Below are 23,717 nucleotides of genomic sequence, written 5' to 3'. Positions count from 1 at the left end.
GGCTCAGCGGACGGCGGAGGCCTTCGCGGTGGGCTGCGAGGACGACTTCACGGACGGTTTCACGGACGGCCCGGCGGCGCCCGCCGCCGGGGCCGTGGGGGCCGCCTGGGCGGGGTTCTCCGGCTGGGCCGAGACGACCGCCTGCGGGAGGGGCCGGTCGGCCTTGAGCGCCGCCCAGACGTTCCCGGCCTGCGGCTGCTGCTCGACCACCCGGTTGGGGTCGCTGGGCGCGGTCACCACCGGCAGGGTGACCATGGACAGCTGGTCCGGCCCGATCCCCTTGAGCTCCTGCACCAGCCCGACCAGGGAGTTCACCGAACCGAGCGCGGAGTCGGTGGTGACGCTCTTGGTCATGGTGTCGCCGATCGACCACAGCTTGACCGGGTTGGAGAACAGTCCGATCCCGCCGGCCTGCTGGAGCAGCGACTTGACCATCTGCTTCTGCAGCTCGATCCGGCCGAGGTCGCTGCCGTCGCCGACACCGTGCCGGGTGCGCACGAAGGCCAGCGCCTGCTGCCCGTCCAGGTGGTGCTCGCCGGCCGGCAGGTCGAGCCCGCTGTCCTTGTCGTGGATGGCCACCGTGGTCGTCACGGTGGCCCCGCCTATCGCGTCCACGACCCGGGCGAAGCCGGCGAAGTCCACCTGGAGGTAGTGGTCCATCCGCAGCCCGGTGAGCTGCTCGGTGGTCTTGACGGCGCAGGTCGCGCCGCCCGCCTCGAAGGCGCTGTTGTACATCGCGCGCTTGGCCGCCGGGACGGCCTTGCCGGCGCCGTCGGTGCACTGCGGGCGGTCGACCAGGGTGTCGCGCGGGATCGAGACGATCGAGGCCCTGGAGTGGTCCTGGTAGACGTGGACCACCATCGCGGTGTCGGAGCGGGCGGAGTCGCCGGTGTCCCCGCCGGCCAGGTCGCCGTTCTCGCCGACCCGCGAGTCGGAGCCCAGCACCAGGATGTTGAAGGAGCCGTCGGTGGCGGCCGGGGGCCGCGCCTCGCCGAGGCGGGAGTCGATGTCGACGCTCTTGATGTTGCCGTTGAGCTTCAGGTACGCGTACGCCCCCGCGCCGCCGCCGGCGACGACGAGCGCGGCGACCGCGCAGGCGGACCACCGCAGGACCTTGCGGCGGCGACTCGGGACCCTCTTGTGCTCGGCCATACGGTCCAGAGTAAATCGGACAAGAAGATCAAATAGTCCCAAGCTGTCCCAACTCTGGAACAAAGCGGCCATGAACGCACGGAACCCCGGACCGCTCGCGCGATCCGGGGTTCCGTGCTGTGCAGCGGAGTCCGCCTACGGTCAGTCGCCCGAACCGGGGGTGGTCTTGGCGATCTGCATCAGGAACTCGGCGTTGCTCTTGGTCTGCTTCATCTTGTCCAGGAGCAGCTCGATCGCCTGCTGCGAGTCGAGCGCGTGCAGCACCCGGCGCAGCTTCCAGACGATGGCCAGCTCCTCGCTGCCGAGCAGGATCTCCTCCTTGCGGGTGCTGGAGGCGTCCACGTCGACGGCCGGGAAGATGCGCTTGTCCGAGAGCTTCCGGTCGAGCTTGAGCTCCATGTTGCCGGTGCCCTTGAACTCCTCGAAGATCACCTCGTCCATCCGCGAGCCGGTCTCGACCAGCGCGGTGGCCAGGATGGTCAGCGAGCCGCCGTTCTCGATGTTGCGCGCGGCACCGAAGAACTTCTTCGGCGGGTACAGCGCGGTCGAGTCGACACCACCGGACAGGATGCGGCCGGAGGCCGGCGCCGCCAGGTTGTAGGCGCGGCCCAGGCGGGTGATCGAGTCCAGCAGGATGACCACGTCGTGGCCCAGCTCGACCAGGCGCTTGGCGCGCTCGATGGCCAGCTCGGCGACGGTGGTGTGGTCCTCGGCCGGACGGTCGAAGGTCGAGGAGATGACCTCGCCCTTGACCGACCGCTGCATGTCGGTGACCTCTTCCGGACGCTCGTCGACCAGGACGACCATCAGGTGGCACTCGGGGTTGTTGTGGGTGATCGCGTTGGCGACCGCCTGGAGCACCATGGTCTTACCGGTCTTCGGCGGCGCGACGATCAGACCGCGCTGGCCCTTGCCGATCGGCGACACCAGGTCGATGATCCGGGTGGTCAGCACGCCCGGGTCGGTCTCCAGGCGCAGCCGCTCCTGCGGGTACAGCGGGGTGAGCTTGTTGAACTCGGGGCGGCCGCGGCCGGTCTCCGGGTCCATGCCGTTGACGGAGTCCAGCCGCACCATGGCGTTGAACTTCTCGCGGCGCTCGCCCTCGCGCGGCTGGCGCACGGCACCGGTGATCGCGTCACCCTTGCGCAGGCCGTTCTTGCGGACCTGGGCGAGCGAGACGTAGACGTCGTTCTGGCCCGGCAGGTAGCCGGAGGTGCGCACGAAGGCGTAGTTGTCGAGGATGTCGAGGATGCCCGCGACCGGGATCAGGACGTCGTCGTCGCCGATCTGCGTGTCGACCGCCGGACCGGCCTCGAAGCCGTCACGGCCGCGACGGCCCCGACGGTCGCGGTAACGGCCCCGACGGCCGCGACGGCCGTCGCCGAACTCGTCGTCGTCGTAGCCGCCCTGCTGGACCTGCGGCTGCTGGGCCTGCTGGCCCTGGCCGCCCTCGCGGCGCTGCTGGCCGTCGCCCTGGGCCTGCTGCTGGCCCTGCTGGCCCTGGCGGTCGGTGCGCTCGCGGCGGTTGCGGCGGTCGCGACGCGACTCGCGGCCGTCGGCGTCCTGCCCGGCCTGGGCCTCGCCGGCGTCCTGACGCTCGGTGCGCTCGGTGCGCTCCGTACGCTCGCCGCCGTCCCGGCGGTCACGGCGCTCGCGGCGGTCGCGACGGGTCTCGCGACCCTCCTCGCGGCCCTCGAAGGCGCGGGTCTCGGCCGGACGGTCGGCCTGCTTGGGCTCGGCCACCGCGACGGTGGCGGCCTCGGCGGCGGCCTCCGCGGCCGCGACGGGCGCGGTCGGGGCGCCGGCGGCCGAGGTGGCGCGGCGGCGGGTGCGCTCGGCACGGGCCGGCGCGGCGGTCTCGGCGGCGGCCTGGACCGGGATCTCGATCTGGGCCTGCGGCTCGGCGGCCGGGGCCGCGGCAGCGGCGGCGGCGGCCTTGGTGCGGCGGGCCGGCTTCTCGGCCGGGGCCTCGGCGTCCGCCTTGGCGGCGGTGCGCTTGGCGGCCGGGGCGCCACCGGCGGCGAGCAGCGGGTCCCCGCCGCTCTTCTCCTTGATGGTCTCGATCAGCTGGCTCTTGCGCATGCGTCCGGTACCGGTGATGCCCAGGTCCGCGGCGAGCTTCTGCAGCTCGGCGAGGACCATGCCGTCCAGGCCCGCGGCGGCACTGCGGCGGCGGCGAGCCGGGGCAGCGGGGGCGGCGGTCGCGTCCGACGCTTCGGCGTCCGGGCGCGCGCCCATCAGATCGGTGGAGTCGCTCACTAAGGGTCCTTCCCTGGAGCGGACGTCGGCCTGTCTGGCTCGGCGACCGGTTGTGCTGTCCTGACCAACGCTCGACTGCGTCGGTCCGAGGCGGTGATCCCTCGAATGGCGGGAGCCCGTCGAGGGAGAGCTGCGAGGTGCGGTGCGTGAAGCACGGTGGTGCTGAGGTGGCGCGTGGGCCGGTCGTGTGTCGACCTCCCCAGAGGGCGTTGCGCCCACGCTGCCTGCGAATCCCGGGCCCCCGTCGCGTGACGGTGGCCCGCGCTCCGCCCGTCCTGGCCCCTAGTGGGAGGCCGCGGGTGGGAGTCAGGTGCCGTCACGGCTTCGGGATGCGACCGCTTGTCGCGCAGGCAGGCTGCGTACGCGCTGCGGTGGGCTCCCGGAGAATCGTCGCCCCGGACCTCGCGGCGGTTCCACGGCAGTGGAACGCTGGGATCGGGACGCGGCGCACCTAGCCCCGGAGGGCACCTGGTGCAGCAATGAGGTTAACACTACCGACCCCCTCAGACATTCCCCGACCTCGAGCTTGCCAATCGTGTCCGGACGGCCCGGCTCTGCGCCGGGCCGAACCGGCAGCTCAGACGCCCAGTGGGAGCACGGTGGCCCCGGTGCGGTCGACGTCGAGCCGGTGCGCGGCGAACGCCGGGTCGCCGCCGTGGCCGTGGTGCCCGGCGAAGGAGAGCACCTTGTCGACGCCCGCCTCGTCGGTGAGCGCCAGCACGGTCGGGCCGGCCCCGGAGATGACCGCGGGGACGCCCTCCGCGCGCAGCGCGCCGACCAGCGCGGCGCTGTCCGGCATGGCGGAGGAGCGGTAGTCCTGGTGCAGCCGGTCCTCGGTGGCGGCGAGGAGCAGTTCGGGGCGCCTGGTCAGGGCCTCCACCAGCAGGGCGGAGCGGCCCGCGTTGACGGCGGCGTCGGCCAGCGGGACGGTCTTCGGCAGCAGGCCGCGGGCGGTCTCGGTGAGCACCTCGCCGGCCGGCACGAACACCACCGGGACGACCTGCGCGGAGGGCTCCAGGGCGACCGCCTTGGCCGACTCCTCGTCGGTCCAGGCGATGGTGAAGTTGCCGCGCAGGCAGGCCGCGACGTTGTCCGGGTGGCCCTCCAGCTCGGAGGCGAGGGCCAGCAGCGCGTCGTCGTCCAGCGCGGACGGGCCGCCGATGGTGACGGCGCGGGCGGCCACGATCCCGGCGCAGATGGCGGCCGAGGAGGAGCCCAGGCCACGGCCGTGCGGTATCCGGTTGGCACAGACCACTTCGAGGCCGCGCGGCTGACCGCCGAGCCGGTCGAAGGCGGCCCGCATCGAGCGGACCAGCAGGTGGCGCTCGTCCCGCGGCAGCGTCTGCGCGCCCTCGCCGGCGATGTCGACGGAGAGGCCGGAGTCGGAGACCCGGACGACGACGTCGTCGTACAGGCCCAGCGCGAGCCCGAAGGCATCGAAGCCCGGGCCGAGGTTGGCGCTGGTCGCGGGAACCCGGACCCGGACGGCGGCGGCACGGAACGCAGGACCGGCCATGCGGTGGACTCTCCTGGGGAAATCGGGCGGCGCGGAGCGCGTCGTCGGTGCGAGGTGGGGAAAGGGCCGCGGCCTCTCGGGCCTGGCGGTCGCTGTCGTCGGCGCGGCCCGTACCAGGACGGGCCCGGGGCATGTGCCACACGGCCGGTCCCAGAGTATCGAAGAGAGGTTCCCCAGTGGTACACCCCGTGGGCCTTCGATCTGGTGTGTTGCCGGTTCTGGCCGGAATGCGCACCCCCCGCGGTCAGGGAGTGGGGTGGAATCGGATCGGAATGCGCAGCGGAATTGACACAAAAGTGTCACCGGAGAACTGTGACGGGCCGACCCCCGAAAGGGTCGGCCCGTCGAACTGTCAGGCCCCGCCGTCAGTCCAGCAGTCCGAGCCGCTGGGCCGCGGCCTCCGGGTCGACCGGGACGACCTGCGGCTGCGGCGCGCCGGCCACCGCCCAGTCCGGGTCCTTGAGGCCGTTGCCGGTCACCGTGCAGACGATCCGCTGGCCCGGGTCGACCAGTCCGGCCTCCGCCTTGGCCAGCAGGCCGGCCACCGAGGCGGCCGAGGCGGGCTCCACGAAGACGCCCTCCTGCGCGGCCAACAGCCGGTAGGCGGCGAGGATCTGACGATCCGTCACCTTGTCGATGAGGCCGCCGGACTCGTCCCGCGCGGCGAGCGCGAAGTCCCAGGAGGCCGGGTTGCCGATCCGGATCGCGGTGGCGATGGTCTGCGGCTTGAGGACGGGCGCGCCGTCCACGATCGGGGCCGAGCCGGCGGCCTGGAAGCCCCACATCCGCGGGGTGCGGGCGGCCATCCCGTCGGCGGCGTACTCCCGGTAGCCCTTCCAGTAGGCGGTGATGTTGCCCGCGTTGCCGACCGGCAGGACGTGGATGTCCGGGGCGTCGCCGAGCATGTCGACGATCTCGAAGGCCGCCGTCTTCTGGCCCTCGATCCGCACCGGGTTCACCGAGTTGACCAGCGCCACCGGGTACTTCTCGGACAGTTCGCGGGCGAGCGTCAGGCAGTCGTCGAAGTTCCCGTCGACCTGGAGGATCTTCGCGCCGTGCACCAGCGCCTGGCCCATCTTGCCCAGGGCGATCTTGCCCTGCGGGACGAGCACGGCGGAGACCATCCCGGCCCGCACCGCGTAGGCGGCGGCGGAGGCCGAGGTGTTGCCGGTGGAGGCGCAGATGACGGCCTGGGCGCCCTCCTCCTTGGCCTTGGAGATGGCCATCGTCATCCCGCGGTCCTTGAAGGAACCGGTCGGGTTGGCGCCCTCGACCTTGAGGTAGACCTCGCAGCCGGTGCGCTCGGAGAGCACCTGGGCCGGTACCAGGGGCGTGCCGCCCTCCAGCAGGGTGACCACCGGGGTGGCCGCGGTGACCGGCAGGCGGTCCCGGTACTCCTCGATCAGGCCGCGCCACTGGTGGGTGTGCGCGCCTCGGACGACGTTCTCGGCAACGGCGTTCATGGCTGGTTCCTTATTCCCCTTCGACCCGCATGATGCTGGCCACGTCCCGCACGCTGTCCAGCGCGCGGAGCTTGTCGACCGTCGCCGACAGCGCGGCGTCGGTGGCACGGTGGGTGACCACGACGAGCGAGGCGTCGCCGTCGCGGCCCTGCTGGCGCACGGTGTCGATGGAGACGCCGTGCTCGGCGAAGACGGACGCGACCTGGGCGAGCACGCCCGCACGGTCGTCCACGTCCAGGCTGACGTGGTAGCGGGTGACCACCTCGTCCATCGGCTTGGCGGGCAGCTGCGTGTACACGGAGTCACCGGGGCCGGTGGACCCGGCCAGCTTGTTGCGGCAGACCGCGACCAGGTCGCCGAGCACCGCGGAGGCGGTCGGCGAGCCGCCCGCGCCCGGGCCGTAGAACATCAGCCGGCCGGCCGCCTCGGCCTCGACGAACACCGCGTTGTACGCCTCGCGGACGGACGCCAGCGGGTGCGAGAGCGGGATCATCGCCGGGTGGACCCGCGCGGTGACGGACGCGCCGTCGGCGGCCCGCTCGCAGATCGCCAGCAGCTTGACCACGCAGCCCATCGCCTTGGCGGAGGCGATGTCGGCGGCGGTCACCTCGGTGATGCCCTCGCGGTAGACGTCCGCCGCGGTGACCTCGGTGTGGAACGCGATCCCGGCCAGGATGGCGGCCTTGGCGGCGGCGTCGAAGCCCTCGACGTCGGCCGTCGGGTCCGCCTCGGCGTAGCCGAGCGCGGTGGCCTCCTCCAGCGCCTCCGAGTAGCCGGCGCCGGTGGTGTCCATCTTGTCGAGGATGAAGTTGGTGGTGCCGTTGACGATGCCCAGCACCCGGTTGACCTTGTCCCCCGCGAGGGACTCGCGCAGCGGGCGCAGCAGCGGGATCGCGCCCGCCACCGCGGCCTCGTAGTACAGGTCCACGCCGGCCGCGGCGGCCGCCGCGTGCAGCTCGGTGCCGTCCTTGGCGAGCAGCGCCTTGTTGGCGCTGACCACCGAGGCGCCCTTCGCGAAGGCGGACAGGAGCAGCGATTTGGACGGCTCGATGCCGCCCACCACCTCGACCACGACGTCGATGTCGCCGCGGCCCACCAAGGCCTCGGCGTCGGTGGTGATCAGGTGCTCGGGCACCCCGGGGCGCACCCGGCCGGCCCGGCGGACCGCGATCCCGGCGAGCTCGACCGGGGCACCGATGCGAGCGGCGAGGTCGTCGGCCGTCGTCGTCATGATGCGCGCCACCTCGGAGCCCACCACACCACAACCCAGCAACGCCACCTTCAGCGGGCGCGTACGCATCATCCGACTCCGCTCTGCATTCTTCGTGCTTCGGTATTTCCGGCGGTTTTCAGGGGCCGCCGGTCACTTCGGTCCGTACCAGTCTCGGGGACTTTCCGCACGGATCTACGGTCGTTCCATGATCTGAGACGAGAATTTCGTCATCCGATATCCAGGCGCAGGAGATCCTCCTCCGTCTCGCGCCGGACGATCACCCGGGCCGCGCCGTCCTTGACGGCGAGCACCGGAGGCCTGAGGGCGTGGTTGTAGTTGCTCGCCATCGAGCGGCAGTAGGCGCCGGTGGCGGGCACCGCGACCAGGTCGCCCGGGGCCAGGTCGGACGGCAGGAAGGCGTCCCGGACGACGATGTCACCGGACTCGCAGTGCTTTCCGACCACCCGCACCAGCATCGGCTCGGCGTCGCTGGTGCGCGACACCAGGGCCACCGAGTACTCGGCGTCGTACAGCGCGGTGCGGATGTTGTCGGACATCCCGCCGTCCACGCTGACGTAGGTGCGCAGGCCCTCCAGCGGCTTGACCGTGCCGACCTCGTACAGCGTGAACGCCGTCGGGCCGACGATCGCCCGGCCCGGCTCCACGCTCAGCCGGGGGGCGTTCAGGTCGGCGGCCGCGCACTCCCGGCGGACGATCTCGGCCAGGGCGGCGGCGATCTCGGCGGGCTCGCGCGGGTCGTCCTCGCTGGTGTAGGCGATGCCCAGGCCGCCGCCCAGGTCGATCTCGGGCAGCTCGACGCCGTGCTCGTCGCGGATCCCGGCCAGCAGGCCGACCACCCGGCGGGCGGCGACCTCGAAGCCCGCCATGTCGAAGATCTGCGAGCCGATGTGCGAGTGGATGCCGCGCAGCTCCAGGCTGTCGTGGCCGAGCACCCGGCGCACCGCCTCGGCGGCCGCTCCCCCGGTGAGGGACAGGCCGAACTTCTGGTCCTCGTGCGCCGTGGCGATGAACTCGTGGGTGTGCGCCTCGACGCCGACGGTGATCCGGATCAGCACCTGCTGGCGCACGCCCTGGCGGGCGGCGATCGCGGCCAGCCGCTCGATCTCCGCGTAGGAGTCGACCACGATGTGGCCGACGCCGGTCTTCACGGCGTGCTCCAACTCGTCCACCGACTTGTTGTTGCCGTGCAGCGCGATCCGCTCCGCCGGCATCCCGGCGGCCAGCGCCACCGCCAACTCCCCGGCGCTGCACACGTCGAGGTTGAGGCCCTCCTCGTGCAGCCAGCGCACGACCGCCTTGGAGAGGAAGGCCTTGCCGGCGTAGTAGACGTCCGCGTCGGTGCCGAAGGCGTCCCGCCAGGCGCGGGCCCGGCTGCGGAAGTCCTCCTCGTCCAGCACGTAGGCCGGGGTGCCGAACTCGGCCGCCAGCCGCTTGACGTCGATCCCGCCGACGGTGGCCACGCCCTCGGCGTCGCGGGCGACGGTGCGCGACCAGACCTTGGGGTCGAGCGCGTTCAGATCGGCCGGCGGGGCCTGGTAGTGGCCCTCGGGCAGGACGTCACCGTGGCGGGGGCCTGCGGGGTGTGCGGAACGACTCATTGTCCGAAGTCCTTCGAGACCTATGGCGAGGGGCGGCGACGGTCCTCGTTGACCGTCAGCCGCCCCCGCTGTGCGCTTGGGGGTGGTGCTTACATCCGCTCGGGCGCCGTCACGCCCAGGAGCGTGAGGCCGTTGGCGAGCACGGTGCGCGTCGCCTCGACCAGCCAGAGGCGGGCGTGCGTGAGGTCGGTGACCTCCTGGTCGCCCTTGGGCAGGACCTGGCAGTTGTCCCAGAAGCGGTGGTACGCGCCGGCCAGGGTCTCCAGGTACACGGCGACCCGGTGCGGCTGGCGGAACTGGCCGGCGTCGGCCAGGACTTCGGGGAACGCGGCGAGCTGACCGAGCAGCTCGTTCTCCCACTCCGTGCCCAGCAGCTCCGGTTTGAAGTCCGCCGAGCGCGTGATGCCCAGGTCGGCGGCCTTGCGCTGGAGCGAGGACATCCGGGCGTGGGCGTACTGGACGTAGAAGACCCGGTTCTCGTTGGTCTGGCTCGTCAGGATGTTGATGTCGAGCGTGATCGTCGAGTCCGTGGAGGAGCGCGCCAGGGTGTAGCGGGCGGCGTCGACGCCGATCCAGTCGACCACGTCGTCGATCGTGATGATGTTGCCGGCCCGCTTGGACATGCGGACCTCTTCGCCGTCGCGAAGCATCTTCACGAACTGGCCGATCTTCACCTCGATGTTGCGGTCCATGTCGTCGCCCGCGCAGGCCGCGATGGCCTTGAGGCGGTTGACGTAGCCGTGGTGGTCGGCGCCCAGCATGTAGAGCGCGACCTCGGCGCCGCGGTCCCGCTTGGACAGGTAGTACGCGGCGTCGGCGGCGAAGTAGGTCTTGTCGCCGTCGGCCTTGATCAGGACGCGGTCCTTGTCGTCACCGAAGTCGGTGGTGCGCAGGAAGACCGCGCCGTCCTTGTCGAAGACGTGGCCCTGCTCGCGCAGCCGCTCGATGGCCTTCTCGACGGCGCCCGAGTCGTGCAGCGTCTTCTCCGAGAACCACACGTCGAAGTGGGTGCCGAACTCGTCCATCGAGCGCTTGATCTCGGCCACCATGAGCTTGAGGCCCTCGGTGCGGAAGACCTCCAGCTGCTCGGCCTCGGGCAGGTCGAGCACGCCCGGGATCGCGTCGGTGAGCGCCTTGGCGATGTCGACGATGTACTCGCCGACGTAGCCGCCCTCGGGCACCTCGCGGCCGTTCGCGGCGGCCTGGAGCGAGGCGGCGAACTTGCTGATCTGCACGCCGGCGTCGTTGAGGTAGTACTCGGTGGTGACGTCGGCGCCGGAGGCCCGCAGCACGCGCGCCAGCGAGTCGCCGACGGCGGCCCAGCGGACGCCGCCGATGTGGATCGGGCCGGTGGGGTTGGCGGAGACGAACTCCAGGTTGATCTTGAGGCCCTTGAGGGCCTCGTTGCGGCCGTAGGCCTCGCCCGCCTCGACGACGGTGCGGGCGAGCGCACCGGCGGTGGCGGTGTCCAGGGTGATGTTCAGGAAGCCCGGACCGGCGATGTCGACCTTGGCGACGCCGGTGATCCCTCGCAGGCGCTCGGCCAGGGCCTCGGCAACGGCTCGCGGCGGCTTGCCGGCCGCCTTGGCGAGCTGGAGGGCCACGTTCGTCGCGTAGTCGCCGTGGTCCCGGTTCTTGGGCCGCTCGACCGTCACGTGCTCGGGCACGGCGACGGCCAGCTCGCCCGCCTCGACGGCGGAGCTCACTGCGGCCTGGATTGCCTGGGAAAGGTCTGCGGGGGTCACGACGCCAAGCGTAGGCGAGACGGGGTACCCGCCCGCCACCCGGTTTGCCGGTTGAGACGCCGCAGGACGGCGCCCCCTGGGGTGTCAGCCGCGATCCGCACGCCCTGTTCGCTCAGGGCGAAACCCGGCGGGCCGTTCCGCGGCCGGCATCAGGCGCCGGACCAGGGCCACCAGGTCGGCGGGGTCGAAGGGCTTGCCGAGGTAGCCGTCCACCCCGACCGCCTCCCCCAGATCGAGGTCCGCCGGGGTGCAGGCGCTCACGATCGCGATCGGCAGCCTGCTGGTGTCCGGGGTCGCGCGCAGCCGGGCCGCCGTCCGCAGGCCGTCCAGCCGCGGCATCACCACGTCCAGCGTCACCACGTCGGGCTTCACCCGGCGGACGACCTCCAGGCACTCGGCACCGTCGGCGGCGGTCACCACCTCGAAGCCCTCGAGCTCCAGGTTGACCCTGATCAGCTGGCGGATCACCTCGCTGTCGTCCACCACGAGGACCCGCCCGGACACGACCGACACCTCACCGAGGGTATCGGCGGCCCCGCCGCCCCGTCCGGCCTTTGGGCACTTCCGCCCGCCGGGCGGCCGCCCGGCGCCCCGACGATCTTTCCGGAAACCCGTGCACGGACCCTGCTGGAAGCCTGGTAGTGTTCATCCCGTCGGAACGCGCGAGTGACCGACAGGCCAACCGGCCCCCGTAGCTCAGGGGATAGAGCACCGCCCTCCGGAGGCGGGTGCGTAGGTTCGAATCCTACCGGGGGCACTTCGCAGGAAGTGCAATAGAGGCCCAGATCAGTGGAGTTGATCCACGGATCTGGGCCTTCGTCATGTCCGGGCGCGGACGCCCCGGACGGGGCGCCGACGGGCCCGGGCCCCGGGGGGAGGGACCCGGACCCGTCGGGTCAGGGGGCGCTGCCCTCGACCTGGGTGTAGAGGGTCGCGATGGTGTGGTCGAAGTAGGCGCTGTACGAGGTGTCGTCGCTGTCGCCGCCCTGCTGGTAGCCGCCGATCGCGCCGACCACGTCCCCGGTCGCGGTGTTGATCCAGGGGCCGCCGCTGGTGCCGGACGGGTACGCCGGGCAGTCGATCACCCGCTGGTAGGCGCTCTGCTGGGCGGTGGTGTTGGTGCAGAGGCTGGGCGTCTCGGCGCCGGCCGGGTAGCCGTAGAGGCGGACGGTCGCGCCGAAGGACTCGTCGGTGCCGAGCTTGTTGCCGCCGACCACGTCCTCGACGTTGCGGCCGTTGCTGGGGGCGGTCTCCAGGATCGCGAAGTCCTCGTCCACGTCGCCGTCCTGGGACCAGCCGCTCGCCGTGTGGACCGCCGTCACCTGCCAGGTGCCGTACGGCGCGGAGCCGTCCCGGTAGCCGGGGGCGAAGGTCACCCCGCCGGGGCTGCTGACGCAGTGCGCGGCGGTCAGCAGCAGGTTGCCGGTGGCGCTGTGCAGCACGCTGGCGGTGCAGAAGTGGTTGCCGGGCCCGACCGGGCCGCTGAACAGGGCGCCGACGGTGGAGGACTCCCGGTCGTCGGCGGGGGCGGCGGCGGTCCTGCCGAGCGCGGCGCTGCGCACGTCGGGTGCGGCGGGCGTGGTCGGGGCGGGGGCCGTCGGGGTGTCCGTCGCGGTCGGCGTCCCGGTCGGTGTCCCGGTGGGCGTCGGGGTGTCCGTCGGGGTCGGGGTCGCGCTCGGGGTGGTGTCCGCGGCCGGGCCGGGCGAGGCCGGCGCCGCGGTGGCGGTGGCCTGCTCCGGGACGACGGCCCGGGTGCTGCGGGCCACCTTCCCGGCGGCCGTCGCGTCGGACAGGCTGAATCCGTGCGTCCCGGCCAGCACGGCGGCCACCACGAGGGCCGCCAGCGCGGTGAACAGCGAGGGGGCGAGCAGACGGTGACGGCGCGACCTCTCGCGGCTGTGCTGGCCCATTCCTGACTCCCCTGCCCTGGTCGGTGGCGCCTCGTTCGGTCAATGACTATGGCGCCCCAGCCTGGAAGCCTCGTTACCGTCGGCTTGGAGCTCGATGAGAAAAGCGCCCACCGGAGCAGGAGCGTAACCGGAACGGGCCCTGCGATGAAGGCGGTGGACGTCGAAGGGGATGGACGTCGAAGACCGTGGACGGCGAAGGGCGGTGGACGTCGCGGCACGGCGGCGCCCCCTCGCTCCCCCGGCGGTGGCCGGGGAGCGAGGGGGCGCGAGGGTTGCGGTGCGCCGCCGCGGTCAGTCGGCCGGCGGCCGGTCCGACCCCGCCTCCGCACGGACCTCCGCCGCCGGCTTCACGTTGGCCTTCACGTCGGCCATGGCCGCGGCCCGCGGGCTCGGCCGGCCGTCCACGGCCGCCGGTGCGGCCGCCGCCGCCTCCACGCCGCCCGGAACGGCGGTCGCCTCGGCGGGCGCCGGCCGGTGGTCGATCATCAGGAAGGCGACCAGGGCGGCCAGCAGCAGCACGCCCATCGCGACCCAGGTCGCGACCACGTAGCCGTGCACCGCACCCTGGGCCCGCACCAGCGGATCGCTGGTGATCCGGGTGGCCAGGTACGTCGCGGTGGCGCTGGCGGCGATCGTGTTCAGCAGCGCCGTGCCGAGCGAACCGCCCACCTGCTGGGCCGAGTTGATGGTGGCCGAGGCCGCGCCGGCCTCGTGCGGGGCGACCCCGAGGGTGGCCAGGCTCATCGCCGGCATGAACACCAGGCCCATGCCGAAGCCGATCAGCAGCACCGAGGGCAGCACCATGGCGGCCCACGGGCTGTCCACCTTCATCTGGGTCAGCCAGGCCATGCCGCCCGCGGCCAGCAGCAGCCCGGGGGTGATCAGGTTCCGGGACGGCACCCGGGTCATCAGCCGGGCCGCGACGCCGGTCGAGCTCAGGATGATGGCCGCCGTCATGGGCAGGAAGGAGACGCCCGAGACCACCGGCGAGAAGTGCTTGATCGCCTGCATGTAGTAGGTCAGGAACAGGAACAGGCCGAACATGCCGACCATGGCCAGGCCCACCGAGAGGGCGCCGCCGCCGCGGTTGCGCTCGGCCACGATGTGGATCGGCAGCAGCGGGTGCGCGGAGCGCTTCTCGACCAGGACGAACGCCCCGAGCAGCGCCACGCCCAGCAGCAGCGAGCCGATCACCAGACCGTCGCTCCAGCCCCGGGTGACGGCCTCGGAGGTGCCGAACACGATGGCCAGCAGGCCGCCGCAGCCGAGCAGCGCCCCGGGCAGGTCCAGCTTGATCCGGCGCCCCTTCTCGACGTGGTCGCGGTTGAGCACCCGGAAGGCCGCGAAGGCGGTCACCACGGCGATCGGGGTGTTCACGAACAGGCACCAGCGCCAGTCCAGGTACTCGGTGAGCAGCCCGCCGGCGATGAAGCCGATCGCGGCGCCGCCACCGGCGATCGCGCCGAAGATGCCGAAGGCCGTACTGCGTTCCTTCGGGTCGGAGAAGGTGGTGGAGAGCAGCCCCAGCGCGGACGGGGCGAGCAGGGCGCCGAACGCGCCCTGGAGGGCGCGGGCGCCGAACAGCATGGCCGGGTCGACCGCCGCGCCGCCGAGGGCGGAGGCGAGGGCGAAGCCCAGCAGGCCGACGATGAAGACGCGCTTGCGGCCGAAGAGGTCGCCCAGCCGGCCGCCGAGCAGCAGCAGGCCGCCGAAGGCGAGGGTGTAGGCGGTGATCACCCATTGCCGGTTCGCGTCGGTGATGCCCAGGTCCCGTTGGGCCGACGGCAGCGCGATGTTCACGATGGTGATGTCGAGGACGATCATGAGCTGGGCGATGGCGATGACCGTCAGCGCCCACCAGCGGCGACTGTCGGCGGTCCCATGACCGATGGCGGCGGGTTGAGCAGACACGGTCGAGCCTTCCGGAGGGGGTACGGAGAGGTCACGCAGTCGCCTTCCAGCCAAACGCCGACGTCGGCGAATGGCAAGGAAAAACCTCACCAAATCGACCTTTGTCGGACAAAAGGACCAGGACCCCGGGACTCGCGACCGAGTCCCGGGGTCCTGGTCCCCACCACGCGCTCCGGCGCGCCGACGGCTCCGCTCAGGGCACCGACGGCCCCGCTCAGAGCGCCGAGAGCTCCGCGACCAGGTCGTCCAGCCCCAGCGAGCCCTGCGAGAGCGCCGCCATGTGCCAGGCCTTGAGGTCGAACTCCTCGCCGCGCGCCTCGTGCGCCGCCCGCGCCGCCGCCCGGCCCCGGAGCCAGGCCCGCTCGCCCAGCTTGTAGCCGATCGCCTGGCCGGGCATGCCCAGGTAGCGGACCAGCTCGCTGTCCAGGAAGTCGGCGGACAGGCCGCAGTACCGGCCGAAGAACTCCCGCCCGTGCTCCGGGCTCACCGGCTCGCCCGGCCGGTACGGGGAGTCCGCCGGGAAGTCCAGGCCGACGTGCATGCCGATGTCGACGATGACCCGCAGCGCCCGCATCATCTGGGCGTTGAGGAAGCCCAGCCGGTGGCCCGGGTCGGTGAGGTAGCCGAGCTCGTCCATCAGGCGCTCGGCGTACAGCGCCCAGCCCTCCAGGTTGGCGCTCACCCCGCCGAGGCTCACCTGGTAGCTGGAGAGCCGGTCGGCGACGTACACCCACTGCGCGAGCTGGAGGTGGTGGCCGGGGACGCCCTCGTGGTACCAGGTCGACACCAGGTCCCAGACCGGGAAGCGCTCCTCGCCGAGGACCGGCAGCCAGGTCCGGCCGGGGCGGCTGAAGTCCAGGGCGGGCTGGGTGTAGTACGGCGCGGCGGCGCTGCCGGGCGGGGCGATCCGCGACTCGACCCGGGTGACCGGCTCGGCCAGGTCGAAGTGGGTGCCCTGGAGGTCCCGGATGGCCTGGTCCATCAGGCCCTGGAGGTACTCCCGGGCGGCCTCGGCGCCCTCGATCGCCGGACCGTCCGTCTCCAGCCACTTCATCGCGGCCATCGGGCCGACGCCCGGGCGGACCTTCTCGGCCTCGGCCTCCATCTGGGCGAGCAGGTCGTGGAACTCGCTCCAGGCCCATGCGTACGCCTCGTCCAGGTCCAGGTCCGCACCCGTCCAGTAGCGCACCCAGCGGGCGTAGCGCTCCCGCCCGGCGGTGTCCGGGGTGCCGGCGGCGGCCGGGCCGTACACGTCGCGCAGCCAGTCGCGCAGCGCGGCCAGCGCCTCGGCGGCGGCCACCGCGTGCACCGACAGCTCGGCGCGCACGCCCTCCGGGGCGTCCTGGACGAACTCACCGAACCATCCGCCCGGGACGTCCCCGGCCAGCCACTCGCCGAACTGGCCGACCACCGTCTCGACCTGGCGCGGGCCGGACAGCAGCCCGCGCTCGATGCCCTCGGTCAGCGTCCGCCGGTACTGCTCCAGCGCCAGCGGTACGCGGGCCAGCCGGCGGCCGATCAGCTGCCACTCGGCCTCTGTGTCGGTGGCCATCAGGGTGAAGGCCTCCCGGGTGTTGTGCACCGGGGAGCCGAGGTTGCGCACCGCCCGGTAGTCCTCCCCGGCGTCGTGCACGGCGAGTTCGGCGGTCAGCCGCTCGCGCAGCAGGCGGGCGCAGCGGCGCTCGGCCTCGTCGTCGGCGGCGCCGGCCCGCTCGGCCTCGTCCAGCCGGGCCAGGGTGCGGCGGGCGAGGTCGGCGATCCGCTCGGCGCCGTCCGGGGAGAGGTCGGGCAGCCGGTCGTCCTCGGGGTTGAGGCCGAGGTAGACGGCGGTCAGCGGGTCGAGGTCGGCCAGCGCCTGGACGTAACCGTCGGCGATGCGGCGGGGGGTGTCGCCGCCGGTGGTGATCAGTTCTTCAACCATTCGGACATCATCGCGGTGCCCGGGCCGAATGCAAGCCCCCGTCATCGACCGTTGACCGGCTGGGCTCAGGGCTCTGACACAGGGTGAGCGGGCCAAACACCCGTTCGGAGAGATCCGGTGCGCGACAGGTCCCGATCGGTACGACGCCCATTACGCTGACGGCCATGGAAGCCCGCCCCACCTCGGCAACCGACCCGGCCGCCCCCGGACCGCGCCCGCGCCGCTCCGGCTACCGGCGACTGCCGGTCGAACAGCGGCGCGAGCAGCTGATCGCGGTCGCCCTGGAGCTGTTCGCCGTCCGACCGCCCGAGGAGGTCAGCCTGGACGACGTCGCCGAGGCCGCCGGCGCCTCCCGGCCGCTGGTCTACCGCTACTTCGCGGGCGGCAAGCAGCAGTTGTACGAGGCCGCGCTGCGCACCGCGGCGGACGAGCTGACCGGCCGGTTCGCCGTTCCGTCGACCGGGCGGCCGTCCGAGCAGCTGGCCGCCGCGCTGGACGGCTACTTCGCCTTCGTGGCCGAGCACGACGCGGGCTACTCGGCGCTGCTGCGCGGCGGTTCGGTGGTGGAGACGGCCCGGACCACGGCCATCGTGGACGACGTCCGGCGGGCGGCGCTCCGGCGGACCCTGCGGCACCTGGGCGTACGGGAGGCCGGGCCGCGGCTGACCCTGCTGGTGCGCTCCTGGATCGCGGTCGTCGAGGGCGCGTCGCTGAGCTGGCTGGACGAGGGGCGCGCGCTGCCGGTGGAGGGCCTGCGGGACTGGCTGGTGGACCAGTTCACGGCGATGGCTGCGGCGACGGCGCTGCACGATCCGCAGACGGCGGAGGTGCTGGCGGGGCTGCTCGCGCTGGAGGGGCCGCGGGCGGAACGGGCCGAGCGGCTGCGGGCGGTGCTGGGCGGTACTCCCCCGGACGGGACCTGAGGGCCTCCCGACCCCCGTGCCAAGGGTCGGGCGGCGCACGCCCTACGCCTTGCCGAGCACCTGGCGCTGCCGGCCGAGGCCGTCGATCTCGATCTCGACGACGTCGCCCGGGGCCAGGAACGGCGTGCCCGGGTGGCCCAGGGTGACCCCGGCCGGGGTGCCGGTGACCATCACGTCGCCGGGCTCCAGCACCATGAACTGGCTCGCGTAGCGGACGAGTTCCAGCACCGGGAAGACCATCTCCGCGGTGCTGCCGTGCTGCCGCCGCTCACCGTTGACCCAGAGCCGCAACGTCAGGGCCTGCGGGTCGGCCACCTCGTCGGCGGTGACCAGCCAGGGCCCGAGCGGGGTGAAGGTCTCCGCCGACTTGCCCTTGTCCCACTGGCCGCCGCGCTCGAACTGGAACGCCCGCTCGGTGACGTCGTTGGCGATCGTGTAGCCGGCGATCACGGCGGCGGCCTCGGCGTGCGAGTCCAGGTAGCGGGCGGTGCGGCCGATCACGATCGCCAGCTCGGCCTCGTAGTCGGTCTTCTCACCGCCGCGCGGCACCAGCACCTCGTCGTAGGGGCCGACCACGGTGGAGCTCGGCTTGAGGAAGATCACCGGCTCGTCCGGGATCGCGGCCCCGGCCTCGGCCGCGTGGTCGCGGTAGTTGAGCCCGATGCCGACCACCTTGCCCGGCCGGGCCACCGGCGCACCCACCCGCAGGCCGGCCAGGTCCACCACCGGCAACGCGCCGGCGGCCACCTCCCGGGCCAGCTCGGCGGTGTCCAGTCCGGCCAGGAAGGCCCCGTCGAGGTCGCGGGCCCGCCCGGAGAGGTCGTACGCGGTGCCGTCCTGGCCCAGCACGACCGGGCGCTCGGCGCCCGGGGGTCCGACGCGGAGGAGCTTCATCGATCCGTCACCAGCCTTTCGTCGCAGCTCACCGGGGCGGCGCGGACACCGCTCCCGAGTCTGGCAACGAGGTATATCAACGGCCCGGGCCGGTGGACCAGACCGTCCCGATGGGCGGATTCCCATCAAATCGCACGAAGGCACGGGGGCCCGAATAGGTGGCCCGTACGGTTGACAGACCTCCCGGTCCGGCGGATCAGCCGGACCGGGAAGCACGCCCAGGGCGAACGTCCGTGTGCCGAGGCGCCGCGGCGCGCAGGATCCGGGGCATGGAGATCACCCGGGTACGCGACGAGTTGCACATGATCACCCTGGAGTTCGGCACCGCCTACCTCTGGCAGGACGACCACGGACCGACCCTGATCGACACCGGCATCGCCGGGTCGGCGGACGGCATCGAGAAGGCGATCCGCACCATCGGACCGGAGCCGACGGCCGTACGCCGGATCGTGCTCACCCACCACCACGAGGACCACACCGGCTCCGCCGCCGAGCTGGCCCGCCGCTGGTCCGCCGAGGTGGTGGCGCACCGGCTGGAGGCGCCGGTGGTACGGCGCGAGCAGCCCGCGGTGCCGCCCGTGCTCAGCCCCTTCGAGCAGCAGCTGTGGGACGGGCTGCCGCCGATCCCGCCGGCCGAGCCCTGCCCGGTGCACCGCGAGGTCGAGGACGGGGACGTGCTGGACATCGGCGGCGGCGCCGTGGTCGTGCACGTGCCCGGGCACACCGACGGCAGCATCGCCCTGCACCTGCCCGGGCCCGGGGTGCTGTTCACCGGGGACCTGGCGTCCAACGTCCGGGGGCGGACCGGGCCGGGGGTGTTCCACACCGACCCGGCGCTGGCCCTCGCCTCCTTCCACCGGCTCGCCGCACTGCCGGTGGAGACCGCCGTCTTCGGGCACGGCGACCCGATCGCCGCCGGCGCCTCAGCCGCGCTGCGCGCCGCCGCCGAGCAGCACCCGCAGGTCTAGCGACGGCCCCTGGCCCGGGCCGAGCCGCTCGGCCTCCCCCCGCCAGTGCGCGAGGTCGCGCCGCAGGTCGGCCCGGGCCTCCGGGGCGGTGCCGGGCTGCTCGGCCAGCGCCTCCAGCAGGGCGACGGCGGCGGCCCGGCGGTCGGCCCGGGCCAGCCAGAGGGCCAGGTCGTGGCAGGTGCGCAGGGTGCGCGGGTCAGCCGGGCCGCAGGTCCGGGCGAAGTCGGGGACGAGCTGGAGCAGCATGTCCACCGCGTCCCCGGGCCGGCCCTCGGCGCCGTGCTGCCAGGCCTGGTCGGCCCGCCGGCGCAGCTGCTCCGGGCTCGGCCCCGGCCCCTGCACCCCGGGGCGGACGGCCCGCAGCCGCTCCAGCACCTCGGCGGCGTCGGCGGGCCGGTCCGCGGGCCGCTTGGCGAGCAGCCGGGCGACCAGCTCGGCCAGCGCCGGGTCCGTGCCGCGCACCCGGGGCGGAGTCTCGTCCATGTGCTTGCGCATGTACTCGTACGGCGAGTCCGCGCGGAACGGCCGCCGGCCGGTGCTGACCTCGTACAGCATCACGCCGAAGGCGTAGAGGTCGGCCCGGCCGTCCACGGTGCCGCCGGACCAGCACTCGGGCGCCAGGTACGGGACGGTGCCGACCACGCTGCCGGTGGAGGTGAGCCCGACCGACTGGGTGAGCAGCCGGGCGATGCCGAAGTCCAGCACCTTGGCCCGGCCCCCGCCGTCCAGGATCATGACGTTCTCCGGCTTGATGTCCCGGTGGATCACCCCGCTGCGGTGCGCGACGTCGAGCGCCTCGCAGACCTGGGTCATCCAGGCCAGCGCCAGTCCGTGCTCCGGCTGCCCGTCCTTGAGCACCGCGGACAGCGGGCGGCCGCGGACCAGCTCCATCACCAGGTAGTGGACCTCCCCCTCGACACCGACGACCCGGCCGTAGTCGTGCACCGTGACGATGTGCGGATGGGACAGGTTCCCGGCCAGCTTGGCCTCGCGGACGAACCGGCCGACGGCCTCCTGGTCGGCCGCGTGCTCGGCCAGCAGCAGCTTGACCGCGACCGGCCGGTCCAGCACGGTGTCGGTCGCCCGCCAGACCACGCCGAAGCCGCCCTTGCCCAGCCACTCCTCCAGCCGGAAGCGACCGCCGAGCACCTCACCCTTGCGCATGCCCTCCCCCAACGTGCCCCCGCCCGAACGGCGTTCGCCGTCGGAGGGGTCACCATAGCGGCGGGCGGGGACGAACGGGTGAACGGAGCGACCTCCGGTGTCACGGCTCGGTCCGCCGTGCTGTCACGCCTTGGGCTTGGGCAGGCCGACGGGGTTGATCTCGGAGGTCTGGACGGCCTCGTTCTCCAGGCCCCAGCGCTTGAGCACCTGCCCGTACGTCCCGTTCCTGATCAGCTCGTTGATCGCGCCGTTGAGCGCCTTGACCAGGCCGTTGTCCTTGTGGGTGGTGGCCGCGATCTTGCCGAGGACGTCCGCGCCGCCGCCCGAGTAGGTGCCGACCACCTCGGTCTCGCCGGTCTGCACGGCGTGGAAGGCCAGGCTGGGGTTGGGGCCGGTGTAGACGTCGATCCGGCCGGAGGAGAGCGCCAGGTAGTACTCGGTGCCGGAGAAGTACTTGATGTCGATCGGCTTGAGGCCGTTGCGGACGTTCTCCTCGCTCCAGGAGATCAGCAGCTTCTCCTGGTTGGTGCCGGTGGCGACGCCGACGGACCGGCCGGCCAGGTCCTTGGCGCCGGTGACCTTGATCCCGCTGCCCTTCTTGGTCTCGAAGCCGAGGACGTCCAGCCGGTAGGTGGCGAAGTCGTACTTCTCCTTGCGCTCCTCGGTGACGGTGATGTTGGACAGGCCGGCGTCGTACTTGCCGCTGTCCAGGCCGACGAAGATGTTCTCCCAGGAGACCGGGTTGAACTCGACCTTGAGGCCGAGCACGTCGCCGATGAGCGAGGCGATGTCCGGTTCGATGCCGATGATCGTCTTGTCGTCGTTGGCGTAGAAGTCCAGCGGCGGGGTGGTGCCGATCGAGTCGACGACCTTCAAGGTGCCTCTCCTGCGGATCTCCTCCGGGACCAGCGCCGCGATCGCGTCGACCTTGGCCGTCGAGACCCGGTTCTGCTGCGGCGACAGGTTCACCACGGTGCCGTTCGGCGCCGTGCTGCCCTTGGCCGGGGCGAGTTCCGCCGAGGCGCCGTTCGCGCCGCTGCCGCAGCCGGCCAGGACGAGGGCGGCGGCGAGCGAGCCGGCGGCGGTCACGAGGGCGCGACGGGGTAGGGACATGGCGGAACTCCTGCTCGGGTGAAGGGGGTTCGGGGAGAGGGGGCGGCGGCGGGCGAGTGGCGGGCGACGGGCGGCGCTCGGACGGGGTGCTACAGCACCTTGGCCAGGAAGGCCCGGGTGCGCTCCTGCCGCGGACGGTCCAGGACCTCGGAGGGCGGCCCCTGCTCGACCACCACACCGCCGTCCATGAAGACCACGGTGTCGGCGACCTCGCGGGCGAAACCGATCTCGTGGGTGACCACGATCATCGTGGTGCCGCTGCGGGCGAGGTCCTTGATGACGTCCAGCACCTCGCCGACCAGTTCGGGGTCGAGCGCCGAGGTCGGCTCGTCGAACAGCAGCACCTTGGGCTCCAGGGCCAGCGCCCGGGCGATCGCCACCCGCTGCTGCTGGCCGCCGGAGAGCTGCCGGGGGTAGGCGGCGGCCTTGTCGGCCAGGCCGACCCGTTCCAGCAGCGCCAGCGCCGCCGCCCGGGCCTCGGCCCGCGGGCGGCCCAGGGCGGCGATCGGCGCCTCGACCAGGTTCTCCAGCACGGTCAGGTGCGGGAACAGGTTGAAGTTCTGGAACACGAAGCCGATGCCGGTGCGCTGGCGCAGCACCTCGCGCTCCTTGAGCTCGTACAGCCGGTCGCCGGAGCGCCGGTAGCCGATCAGCTCGCCGTCGATGGCGACGTGGCCGCGGTCCAGCTTCTCCAGGTGGTTGATCGCCCGCAGCAGGGTGGACTTGCCGGAGCCGGACGGGCCGAGCACCACGGTGACCGAGCCGGCCGGGACGTCCAGGTCGACCCCGCGCAGCACCTCCAGCCGGCCGAAGCTCTTGTGCAGGCCGCGGACCTGCACCATCGGGGCGGTCCCGGCCGGGTCCGCGCGGTCGGCCGGGTCGGCGCGGTCGGCCGGAGGGGTCGAGTCGGCCTTGGTCGGCGTGGTCACGGGGTCCCTCCGGGGGTGCGGGCGTCGGTACGGGTGGGCAAGGTGCGGAGGAAGGCCCGCAGGCGGTGCAGCGGGCCGGGCGGCGGGGTGCGGCGGGAGCCGCGGGCGAAGTAGCGCTCGACGTAGTACTGGCCGATCGACAGCACCGTGGTCAGCACCACGTACCAGACGGTGGCCACCATCAGCAGCGGCACCACCCGGCCGGTCCGGCCGTAGATCACCTGGGCCTGGTAGAAGAGCTCGCCGATGGCCATCACGTAGACCACCGAGGTGCCCTTGAGCAGCGAGATCACCTCGTTGGCGGCGGCCGGCAGGATGCCGCGCATGGCCTGCGGCAGCACGATCCGCCAGGCCTGCCGCCAGCGCGGGATGCCGAGCGCGGCGGCGGCCTCGCGCTGGCCGGCCTCCACCGCGATGATGCCGCCGCGGATGATCTCGGCGGCGAACGCGGCCTGGTGCAGCCCGAGGCCGAGCACCGCGGCGCCGAGCGCGCCGAGCACCCCGACCGTCTCGAACTCGCCGAAGGTCGGGCCGAACGGGATGCCGAAGCCGAACCGCTTGTAGAGGTAGGAGAGGTTGAACCAGAACACCAGCTGGACGATCAGCGGGATCGAGCGGAACACCCAGACGTACGCCCAGGCGATGGTCCGCAGCACCGCGCTGCGGGACAGCCGCATCCCGGCCACCACGGCGCCGAGCACGAAGCCCAGCACGGTTCCGTAGGCGGTGAGTTCGAGGGTGCGGCCGATCGCCTGGAGGATGGTGTCGGCGGTGAAGTAGAGGCGGAAGGTGGCCCAGTCCCAGCCGGGGTTGGTGGCCAGGCCGTGCAGGAACTGGAGCAGGACGACGAGGGCGGCCGCCCCGGCCGCCCAGCGCCACGGGTGCCGGGCGGGGACGGTCCGCAGGCCGGCCAGCTCGGCGGCGTCGAGGCCGGGGCCGGTCGCGGGGCCGGGGCCAGGGGCGGCCGCGGGTCTCGGCGGGGACGGCGGCGCCGGGGTACTGGTGGTCATCGGAGGA

At 73.0% G+C, this 23,717-nt stretch carries 18 protein-coding genes and 1 tRNA gene; 3 read left to right on the top strand and 16 right to left on the bottom strand.

The genetic code is table 11. The features are described from left to right. Positions 1-3: 3 nt before the first annotated feature. The 8 genes from ACFV8H_RS05650 to ACFV8H_RS05615 form a co-directional block, all read right to left on the bottom strand. Positions 4-1,152 carry an LCP family protein gene (locus ACFV8H_RS05650; protein WP_380396746.1) on the bottom strand — a complete coding sequence of 383 codons (1,149 nt, stop codon included), beginning with the start codon at positions 1,150-1,152 and terminating at the stop codon, positions 4-6. Between the two features lie 141 nt (positions 1,153-1,293). Next, positions 1,294-3,411, bottom strand: coding sequence for a transcription termination factor Rho (gene rho, locus ACFV8H_RS05645; protein WP_380396744.1), 2,118 nt, complete (start codon positions 3,409-3,411; stop codon positions 1,294-1,296). 577 nt (positions 3,412-3,988) lie between these two features. Further along, positions 3,989-4,927, bottom strand: coding sequence for a homoserine kinase (thrB, locus tag ACFV8H_RS05640; RefSeq protein ID WP_380396742.1), 939 nt, complete (start codon positions 4,925-4,927; stop codon positions 3,989-3,991). Positions 4,928-5,292: 365 nt separating this feature from the next. Further along, positions 5,293-6,390 (bottom strand): threonine synthase, encoded by a 1,098-nt coding sequence (gene thrC, locus ACFV8H_RS05635; protein WP_375892994.1) that lies wholly within the window; start codon positions 6,388-6,390, stop codon positions 5,293-5,295. Between the two features lie 10 nt (positions 6,391-6,400). Beyond that, positions 6,401-7,693, bottom strand: coding sequence for a homoserine dehydrogenase (locus ACFV8H_RS05630; protein ID WP_375892996.1), 1,293 nt, complete (start codon positions 7,691-7,693; stop codon positions 6,401-6,403). 137 nt (positions 7,694-7,830) lie between these two features. Then, the gene (gene lysA / locus ACFV8H_RS05625; RefSeq protein WP_380396740.1) at positions 7,831-9,222 is read right to left on the bottom strand and encodes a diaminopimelate decarboxylase; all 1,392 of its coding nucleotides are present in this window, start codon (positions 9,220-9,222) and stop codon (positions 7,831-7,833) included. A gap of 89 nt (positions 9,223-9,311) precedes the next feature. Continuing rightward, positions 9,312-10,967, bottom strand: coding sequence for an arginine--tRNA ligase (gene argS / locus ACFV8H_RS05620; protein ID WP_380396738.1), 1,656 nt, complete (start codon positions 10,965-10,967; stop codon positions 9,312-9,314). An 84-nt stretch (positions 10,968-11,051) separates the two neighbouring features. Continuing rightward, a complete protein-coding gene (locus ACFV8H_RS05615) occupies positions 11,052-11,471 on the bottom strand; it encodes a response regulator (RefSeq protein ID WP_380396909.1) in 420 nt (139 codons plus the stop codon). 181 nt (positions 11,472-11,652) lie between these two features. On the opposite strand from ACFV8H_RS05615, the gene ACFV8H_RS05610 reads away from it, so the two are divergent. Then, positions 11,653-11,724, top strand: a tRNA-Arg gene (locus ACFV8H_RS05610). 139 nt (positions 11,725-11,863) lie between these two features. On the opposite strand, the gene ACFV8H_RS05605 is transcribed toward ACFV8H_RS05610, so the two are convergent. From ACFV8H_RS05605 to ACFV8H_RS05595, 3 genes are all read right to left on the bottom strand, one after another. Further along, the gene (locus ACFV8H_RS05605) at positions 11,864-12,877 is read right to left on the bottom strand and encodes a trypsin-like serine peptidase (protein WP_380396736.1); all 1,014 of its coding nucleotides are present in this window, start codon (positions 12,875-12,877) and stop codon (positions 11,864-11,866) included. 291 nt (positions 12,878-13,168) lie between these two features. Beyond that, entirely contained in the window at positions 13,169-14,788 is a 1,620-nt protein-coding gene (locus ACFV8H_RS05600; protein WP_380396734.1) for an MFS transporter, read from the bottom strand. A gap of 214 nt (positions 14,789-15,002) precedes the next feature. Then, complete coding sequence (locus ACFV8H_RS05595) at positions 15,003-16,709, bottom strand: DUF885 domain-containing protein (RefSeq protein WP_380396732.1); 1,707 nt, start codon at positions 16,707-16,709, stop codon at positions 15,003-15,005. 164 nt (positions 16,710-16,873) lie between these two features. Between ACFV8H_RS05595 and ACFV8H_RS05590 the strand changes: the two genes are divergently transcribed. Then, positions 16,874-17,632: a TetR/AcrR family transcriptional regulator gene (locus ACFV8H_RS05590; RefSeq protein WP_380396730.1), complete on the top strand. Its 759-nt coding sequence runs from the start codon at positions 16,874-16,876 to the stop codon at positions 17,630-17,632. Positions 17,633-17,674: 42 nt separating this feature from the next. Here the strand turns inward: ACFV8H_RS05590 and ACFV8H_RS05585 are convergent, their stop codons facing one another. Beyond that, positions 17,675-18,526 (bottom strand): fumarylacetoacetate hydrolase family protein, encoded by an 852-nt coding sequence (locus ACFV8H_RS05585; protein WP_375893008.1) that lies wholly within the window; start codon positions 18,524-18,526, stop codon positions 17,675-17,677. 269 nt (positions 18,527-18,795) lie between these two features. Between ACFV8H_RS05585 and ACFV8H_RS05580 the strand changes: the two genes are divergently transcribed. Continuing rightward, positions 18,796-19,494, top strand: a complete 699-nt coding sequence (locus ACFV8H_RS05580) for an MBL fold metallo-hydrolase (protein ID WP_380396728.1) — start codon at positions 18,796-18,798, stop codon at positions 19,492-19,494. Here the strand turns inward: ACFV8H_RS05580 and ACFV8H_RS05575 are convergent. The 4 genes from ACFV8H_RS05575 to ACFV8H_RS05560 form a co-directional block, all read right to left on the bottom strand. Further along, positions 19,450-20,658, bottom strand: coding sequence for a serine/threonine-protein kinase (locus tag ACFV8H_RS05575; RefSeq protein WP_380396726.1), 1,209 nt, complete (start codon positions 20,656-20,658; stop codon positions 19,450-19,452). The genes ACFV8H_RS05580 and ACFV8H_RS05575 overlap by 45 nt on opposite strands. Before the next feature lie 123 nt (positions 20,659-20,781). After that, entirely contained in the window at positions 20,782-21,771 is a 990-nt protein-coding gene (locus ACFV8H_RS05570; RefSeq protein ID WP_380396724.1) for a transporter substrate-binding domain-containing protein, read from the bottom strand. A gap of 89 nt (positions 21,772-21,860) precedes the next feature. Continuing rightward, positions 21,861-22,613, bottom strand: coding sequence for an amino acid ABC transporter ATP-binding protein (locus tag ACFV8H_RS05565; RefSeq protein ID WP_380396907.1), 753 nt, complete (start codon positions 22,611-22,613; stop codon positions 21,861-21,863). Positions 22,614-22,696: 83 nt separating this feature from the next. Continuing rightward, the gene (locus tag ACFV8H_RS05560) at positions 22,697-23,710 is read right to left on the bottom strand and encodes an amino acid ABC transporter permease (protein WP_380396722.1); all 1,014 of its coding nucleotides are present in this window, start codon (positions 23,708-23,710) and stop codon (positions 22,697-22,699) included. Positions 23,711-23,717 lie beyond the last annotated feature (7 nt).

This window comes from Kitasatospora sp. NPDC059827, from assembly GCF_042731675.1.
In the GTDB taxonomy this organism is placed as follows: domain Bacteria; phylum Actinomycetota; class Actinomycetes; order Streptomycetales; family Streptomycetaceae; genus Kitasatospora.
Note: the sequence above shows the minus strand (reverse complement) of the source record. Positions and strands in the feature narration are given on the sequence as shown.

Coding starts and splice junctions, on each gene's coding strand:
- ACFV8H_RS05650 (WP_380396746.1), bottom strand. CDS start 1,152: ATGGCCGAGCACAAGAGGGTCCCGAGTCGCCGCCGCAAGGTCCTGCGG.
- ACFV8H_RS05560 (WP_380396722.1), bottom strand. CDS start 23,710: ATGACCACCAGTACCCCGGCGCCGCCGTCCCCGCCGAGACCCGCGGCC.
- ACFV8H_RS05575 (WP_380396726.1), bottom strand. CDS start 20,658: ATGCGCAAGGGTGAGGTGCTCGGCGGTCGCTTCCGGCTGGAGGAGTGG.
- thrB (WP_380396742.1), bottom strand. CDS start 4,927: ATGGCCGGTCCTGCGTTCCGTGCCGCCGCCGTCCGGGTCCGGGTTCCC.
- ACFV8H_RS05590 (WP_380396730.1), top strand. CDS start 16,874: ATGGAAGCCCGCCCCACCTCGGCAACCGACCCGGCCGCCCCCGGACCG.
- ACFV8H_RS05570 (WP_380396724.1), bottom strand. CDS start 21,771: ATGTCCCTACCCCGTCGCGCCCTCGTGACCGCCGCCGGCTCGCTCGCC.
- ACFV8H_RS05630 (WP_375892996.1), bottom strand. CDS start 7,693: ATGATGCGTACGCGCCCGCTGAAGGTGGCGTTGCTGGGTTGTGGTGTG.
- ACFV8H_RS05605 (WP_380396736.1), bottom strand. CDS start 12,877: ATGGGCCAGCACAGCCGCGAGAGGTCGCGCCGTCACCGTCTGCTCGCC.
- ACFV8H_RS05580 (WP_380396728.1), top strand. CDS start 18,796: ATGGAGATCACCCGGGTACGCGACGAGTTGCACATGATCACCCTGGAG.
- thrC (WP_375892994.1), bottom strand. CDS start 6,390: ATGAACGCCGTTGCCGAGAACGTCGTCCGAGGCGCGCACACCCACCAG.
- ACFV8H_RS05585 (WP_375893008.1), bottom strand. CDS start 18,526: ATGAAGCTCCTCCGCGTCGGACCCCCGGGCGCCGAGCGCCCGGTCGTG.
- ACFV8H_RS05595 (WP_380396732.1), bottom strand. CDS start 16,709: ATGGTTGAAGAACTGATCACCACCGGCGGCGACACCCCCCGCCGCATC.
- ACFV8H_RS05565 (WP_380396907.1), bottom strand. CDS start 22,613: ATGGTGCAGGTCCGCGGCCTGCACAAGAGCTTCGGCCGGCTGGAGGTG.
- lysA (WP_380396740.1), bottom strand. CDS start 9,222: ATGAGTCGTTCCGCACACCCCGCAGGCCCCCGCCACGGTGACGTCCTG.